The sequence below is a fragment of the Martelella sp. genome (assembly GCF_984369615.1).
In genome coordinates, this window is the sequence record NZ_CFHTCS010000485.1 from 1 (window position 1) to 2,653 (window position 2,653).

Consider the following 2,653-nt stretch of genomic DNA (forward strand, 5'->3'; position numbering starts at 1 on the left):
AGAGCGTCACCCCGTCGCCGGGCACCAGCCTGTGCACGTCATAGCCGTTTCCGGTGCGGATATCGGCAATCATATTGCGCGAAAGCTTCTCGTCGGCCATGGCGATATCCCTCCGGAAAGTCAGCTTCACATTGTCGGAAAGCCCGTCCACCAGGCGCACGTCCAGGCCTGCCCATTCGGCAATGCCGGCGTCATCGGTGAAATCGACCCGGCCCTCGTCGGCGGCCTTTCTGTGGGCGGCATAGATCGCGCCGAAATCAAAGGCCTGCGGGGTCTGGGCGGCGAAGAGCCCGGCGCGCGGCACGGTCCCGGCCACCATCTGACGGGCATCGGCCTGTTTCAGCGTATCGGCGACGGCGATGGCGGGCAGAACGGCGGTGTCGCCGGATTTGAGCGCAGCGCAGATGCGCTCTATCAGCGCGGCATCGAAGAACGGACGCACGGCGTCATGGATCAGCACATGGCTGGGGGTCTGCGGCTCGAGCGCCCTGAGACCGCACAGAACAGACTGCTGACGGGTTGCGCCGCCATGCACGAAGCGGATGTTCTCGGCCTTGAGCACATGCGACAGAGCGTCGCGGAAGAGCGCCTCGTCATCGGGATGAATGACCACGACAATGCCGGCGGTTGCCCCGCCCCATTCGGCAAAACCGGAAAGCGTGTGTGAAATCACGGGGCTACCGCCGATGGGGCGATATTGTTTCGGCCCCTCCTTCGACGTTCCGGCCCGTTCTCCGCGGCCCGCGGCGACCACGACAATGCCGGGATTGAAGCTTTTGCCTGCTGTCATGATCAGATATGTACCTGTGACTCGTTTCCGGTTGGCGCGAACTTACCCGGATTGCACCAATTTTCCAGCATATGCCTAAATTTTGTAAGTTGCCGGCGAAATCGCTTGGCAAAGAGTACCGACTTGTCTAAAAATAGGGCAATATGATGTGCTGCATGAAAGATAGCCATTTGTCCCATCCTGATCCATCGGATTCTTTCGCCATCGGCAATGTCGGGATCCGTAACCGCGTCATTCTGGCGCCGATGTCCGGCGTCACCGATCTGCCGTTCCGAAAGCTCGCCTTTCGCTTCGGCGCCGGCCTGGTCGTCACCGAGATGATCGCAAGTCGCGAACTGACGTTCAACACCGCCGAAAGCTGGGCGCGCCTGAAGGGGGCGGGGCTGAAGCCGCATGTCGTGCAGCTTGCCGGCCGCGATCCCGATTTCATGGCCGAGGCCGCGCGGATTGCCGAGGCGAATGGCGCCGACATCGTCGACATCAACATGGGCTGCCCGGCCAAGAAGGTCGTCGGCGGCTACACCGGCTCCGCGCTGATGCGCGAACCCGAACGCGCGCTTGCCATCATCGAGGCAACGGTCGCCGCCGTCAGCGTGCCGGTAACGGTGAAAATGCGGCTTGGCTGGGATCATGAGAGCATGAATGCACGCTATCTCGCCGCCCGCGCCGAAGAGGCCGGCGCAAGGGCGATCACCGTGCATGGTCGCACGCGCATGCAGTTCTACAAGGGCAGCGCCGACTGGGACGCGGTTGTCGCTGTCGCGGAGGTCGTCAAGGTGCCGTTCATCGCCAACGGCGATATCGAAAGTCGCGGCGATGTCGAATACCTCCTGACCCGTCCCGGCATCACCGCCGTCATGGTCGGGCGGGCCTGCCAGGGGCGGCCCTGGCACGCCGGGATCCTCGCCGGCGCCGGCGACCCGCCGCTAGCGATGAAGATCGAAACCGCGCTTGAACATTACCAGGACATGCTGTCGTTTTACGGAAAGGATGTGGGCGTGCGCCATGCGCGCAAGCATCTCGGCTGGTATCTCGACCGACTCGCCCCCGGTATCGACGGCGCCGAAAGAGCACATATCATGACAGAGACAAATCCCGATCGCGTCATGAGCCGGCTGACAGGTCTGCTGACGCGCACGGACGGAGAAAGGAACGCCGCATGACCACCGATGCTGGCGGCATGCGCAAGGCCGCGGAAATGGTCGCGCTCGAAGTGCTGAACGCGATCCAGAACCCCGTCGTTCTGATCGAGAAGAATGGTCGCATCTCCTATACCAACTGGGAGGCCGAAGTGTTTTTCGGAGCGAGCGCCGCGCATCTCGCGAAAAAGGCGCTCTCCGACTTCATTCCCTTCGACAGCCCGCTGCTCGCCCTGATTTCGCAGGTGCGCGAGCGCCGCGCGCCGGTCAATGAATATCGCGTCGACCTGTCCTCGCCGCGTCTCGGCCAGGACAAGCTGGTGGATATCTATGTCGCGCCGGTCGGTGAGGAGGGGTCCGTCGTTCTTGTCTTTCAGATCCGCTCCATGGCCGACAAGATCGACCGGCAGCTTGTGCACCGCGCCGCCGCCCGCTCGGTGACGGGACTTGCCTCCATGCTGGCGCACGAGATCAAGAATCCGCTTTCCGGCATTCGCGGGGCGGCGCAGCTTCTGGAAACCAATGCCAGCGACGAGGACCGCGCGCTGACGCGGCTGATCTGCGACGAATCCGACCGGATCGTCTCCCTCGTCGACCGCATGGAAGTGTTTTCCGACGAGCGGCCCATCGACCGCGTGCCACTCAATATCCACTCGGTGCTCGACCATGTGAAGGCGCTTGCCAAGGCGGGCTTTGCCCGCAACATCAAGATCACCGAGGAATA

The 2,653-nt window shown here is 62.9% G+C and carries 3 protein-coding genes; 2 read left to right on the forward strand and 1 reads right to left on the reverse strand.

The window, feature by feature from the left end; all coding sequences use genetic code 11:
• Positions 1-790 (reverse strand): 2-C-methyl-D-erythritol 4-phosphate cytidylyltransferase (gene ispD / locus AC5DC2_RS22615; protein WP_491700113.1); only part of this gene is annotated, 790 nt, incomplete at its 3' end.
• A 146-nt stretch (positions 791-936) separates the two neighbouring features.
• Here ispD and dusB point away from each other — a divergent pair.
• Both dusB and AC5DC2_RS22625 read left to right on the forward strand, forming a co-directional pair.
• A complete protein-coding gene (gene dusB / locus AC5DC2_RS22620) occupies positions 937-1,953 on the forward strand; it encodes a tRNA dihydrouridine synthase DusB (RefSeq protein ID WP_491700114.1) in 1,017 nt (338 codons plus the stop codon).
• A partial coding sequence (locus AC5DC2_RS22625) for a two-component system sensor histidine kinase NtrB (RefSeq protein WP_491700115.1) occupies positions 1,950-2,653 on the forward strand: 704 nt, incomplete at its 3' end. The genes dusB and AC5DC2_RS22625, both read left to right, overlap by 4 nt.

What these genes read in the sequence shown, in the direction of transcription:
- dusB (WP_491700114.1), top strand. Translation starts at nt 937, where the DNA reads ATGTGCTGCATGAAAGATAGCCATTTGTCCCATCCTGATCCATCGGAT.